This window comes from Aquisalimonas sp. (genome assembly GCF_007120195.1).
Classification (GTDB): domain Bacteria; phylum Pseudomonadota; class Gammaproteobacteria; order Nitrococcales; family Aquisalimonadaceae; genus Aquisalimonas.
Genome location: NZ_SKOG01000051.1, coordinates 1 through 2,627 on the forward strand (window position 1 = coordinate 1; position 2,627 = coordinate 2,627).

Here is a 2,627-nt window from a genome sequence, read left to right on the forward strand (position 1 = left end):
GTGGGGTCCAACAAGTCAGCAACCAAGGAGCGACATGATGAAGATTCTCGTGACTGGCGGGACCGGTTTTACCGGAACGGCGCTGGTTGAACGGCTCGTCTCGGAAGGACACGCGGTAACCGCTCTGGATTACAAAGAGGGACTGAAGACAGAGGAGCTGCGACGCCTGGGGGCTGAGGTGGTAATTGGTTCGGTCACCGACCGGGATGTCGTCGCCCGTTGCATGGACGGCGCGGAGATCGTGTTTCATCTCGCGGCCGCCTTTCGGGAAATGAACGTGCCGGAGTCGTTCTACGACGAGGTCAACGTCCAGGGCACACGCAACGTGCTAGAGGCAGCTCACGCCTCCGGGGTTCGCCGCTTCATCTACTGCAGCACTTGTGGTGTCCACGGCAATGTGGACGATCCACCGGCGGCCGAGGATGCGCCCATTCAGCCCGCTGACTACTATCAGAAGACCAAGTACGAAGCCGAGCCCATCGTCAACGAGTACTTCCGCAAGGGGCTGAAGACCGTCATCCTGCGTCCAGCCGCGATATACGGGCCGGGGGATCCGGAGCGTTTCTTCATGATCTACAAACGCGTGGCCACCGGGACCTTCCCGATGTTCGGCGACGGCAAGACCTACTACCATCCCCTCTACATCGACAATCTGGTCGATGCGCTGATGCTGGCCATGGAAGACGGGAAGGGCGATGGCGAAGCCTACCTGATTGCCGATGAGGAATACGTGGAGATCGAGAGGCTGGTGCGTGAGGTGGGCAAGTCGCTGGGCGTGGATGTGCGCATCCCGCATTACCCGGTCTGGCCATTGGTCGCCGCGGGCCACGTTTGCGAAAAGGTCTGCCGGCCGTTCGGCCTGACGCCGCCAATTTTCCCGCGACGCGTGGATTGGTTCCGGCAAAACCGTGCGTTCGATATCTCCAAAGCCAAGCGCGATCTGGGCTATGTTCCCAGGGTAGGCCTGAGTGAGGGGCTTAAGCGGACTGCGCAGTGGTACCGGAGCGAAGGCTACCTGAGCCCGGTGGACAGCCAGGACAGTCAGTCCTACTCGAAAGCAGGGTAGTCATCCCGCCAAGGTGATGGCTGTGCATGCCGTGCGGCGTCGCGGAGCGCCGTCACAGCACCTGTCGTGTCAAGTAATCGGCGGTCCGTAGGGCAAGCGCACCGATGGTGAGCGTCGGGCTCGAGCATCCGGGGCTGGGGAACAGGCTACTGCTGACGATATACAGGTTATCCAGGTCGTGGCACCGGCCCCATTGGTCACACACGCTGCTTTGGGGTGAGTCCCCCATTGACGTCGTGCCCATCAGATGGTTGCGCACAATCCCGTGCCCCGATCCGGAGATGTCGGTGGCGCGCAGGTGCTCGAACACCTGCTTCGCCCGTTCAGCGCCATGATCCAGCGCGCGGCGGTCGAAGTCACTCAGGCGCATCTCGATGACCGGCACCGGGTCACCGTAGACGTCCCTGGTGGTGGTGCTAAGGCGCACGCGGTTCTCGGGCTTGGGCAGCATGTCTCCCTTCACGTGGATATCCAGGTCACGCCCGTACTTGCGCTTGATTGCCTCGAGCAGGTCCGTGCCCCAGGCGTCGGACGCCATCGCGATGTCTGCCGGGTCCGGGCTGGCATTCGGCGCCGGCGAGAGCATGACGTTGCCGATCTCCGGCAGCCGATCGTGCTGATACAGCGCCCAGCAGTTGCTGGTGGAATAGCCGTTGCGGTGTGGACCGAAGTTCTCCGGCAGGGTCCCCGTCAAGATGATTCGCGGATGGGACGTGTAGTTGCGGCCCACCAGTCCCGAGGAATTGGCGAGCCCGTCGTCACCCGCCTCGCCACCGGCGGAGAGCAGCAGCAGCCGCGGGATCTCCACCCCGCCGCCGGCGAGCACGAAGTGCCTGGCGTGCGCCTCGCGGCTGCGGCCTGCTTCGTCGACGTACTGGACGACACGCACCTTGCGCTTGCCCTCCAGGCGGATGCGACGTACATGACAGTTCGCCCGCACTTCCACCCGGCCCGTCTCCTCGGCCTTGTTGATGTGGTGCAGGGCGGTGTACCTGGCGTTGATCGGGCACATGGGCATGCAGGTTGAAAACACCGCACAGCCGGGGCGGTTGTCATGGGGGTTCGAGTTAATGGCCGAGGTGTTGGCACCGATGGGAAGATCCATGGCCTCGAACGCCGGGACGACCAGCTCGCGCTCGGCATAACTCATCTCGAAGGCCGGTAATGGAAACGGCGCGCTACGCGGCGGATGGCCGGGGGCGTCTCCTCCGGAGACACCCATTTCGCGTTCGGCCTCGACGTACCAGGGCTCGATGTCGTCATAACTCATCGGCCAGTCTTCACTCACGCCGAACCCGGACTTCATTTTGAAATCCCCCGGCTGGAGTCGCTGGGCATTGGCGTTCCAATGCAGCGTGGTGCCCCCGACCGCCTTGATCCGCTCATGATTGAGATTGATGGAGGGATTCGCTTGATCCTCGTACAGGTCGCGATCCGGCTGTTCCCAGGGCCAGGGATTGCCACCGCGCAGCATGCGCTCGTAGCGATCCATATCCGGGTAGGAAAGCCGGGGACCGGAGTCCAGAATCAATACCGAATGGCCTTCCGCGGCCAGCCGGTA

At 63.0% G+C, this 2,627-nt stretch carries 2 protein-coding genes; one reads left to right on the top strand and one right to left on the bottom strand.

The window, feature by feature from the left end; genetic code table 11:
* Positions 1-34: 34 nt before the first annotated feature.
* Positions 35-1,066, top strand: coding sequence for an NAD(P)-dependent oxidoreductase (locus QZT63_RS04260; protein ID WP_290648882.1), 1,032 nt, complete (start codon positions 35-37; stop codon positions 1,064-1,066).
* Positions 1,067-1,118: 52 nt separating this feature from the next.
* Here QZT63_RS04260 and QZT63_RS04265 read toward each other — a convergent pair.
* Positions 1,119-2,627: GMC family oxidoreductase (locus tag QZT63_RS04265; protein WP_290648883.1), on the bottom strand; the 1,509-nt coding region annotated here is incomplete at its 5' end.

Coding starts and splice junctions, on each gene's coding strand:
- QZT63_RS04260 (WP_290648882.1), top strand. CDS start 35: ATGATGAAGATTCTCGTGACTGGCGGGACCGGTTTTACCGGAACGGCG.